1 protein-coding gene is annotated in these 611 nt (G+C 55.5%); it reads left to right on the forward strand.

Annotated features, from left to right (window positions below; all coding sequences use genetic code 11):
- On the forward strand, window positions 1-611 hold a 611-nt coding region (locus J4G02_14730), incomplete at both ends, for a PD40 domain-containing protein (GenBank protein ID MCE2395825.1).

A 611-nucleotide genomic window follows, 5' to 3' on the forward strand; every position in this document is an offset into this window, starting at 1 on the left:
AATCAGCGGAGACCATTTTAATGATAGGCATCCGGCTTGGTCTCCCGATGGTCGTCGTATAGCCTTTGTTCACGCCCGGGCGTTGGGGCAACCATCGATTTACACGATGAATGTGAACGGAGAAAATCGTGTACGCCTTTCCGACTGCCACGCAGATACTAGACCTACATGGTCGCCTGACAGTGCTCAAATCGTCTATAACCATGCGCTGGCGGAAGGGATCCGGGATCTTTTTGTGGTGGACATTGAGACATTTCTCGCTGCCCAAGAGGCACCTCCAACGAAAGCAGAACCGGAGCCCGAACTAGAGCCGGAGCCCGAACCGGAGCCGGAGCCGGAACCGGAGCCGGAACCGGAGCCAGATCCACCACAACAGCCGGAACCGGATCCAGATCCGCATCAAACACCAGACGAGGAGGACAAAAAGGAGGGAGAGGGTGATCCACCTCAAGCCCCGAGTGCCGATCCACCAGGAATCCAAGAAGGTGTTCAACGTTTGACAACTGGTGCACACCACGATATCCACCCGCACTGGAGTCCCGATGGCTCGAAATTGGTATTTACCAAGGAAAGTGCTCCGCTTGATGCTGCGGTGTATGTCCTGGATCTGT

The organism is Candidatus Poribacteria bacterium (genome assembly GCA_021295755.1).
Lineage (GTDB): Bacteria > Poribacteria > WGA-4E > WGA-4E > PCPOR2b > PCPOR2b.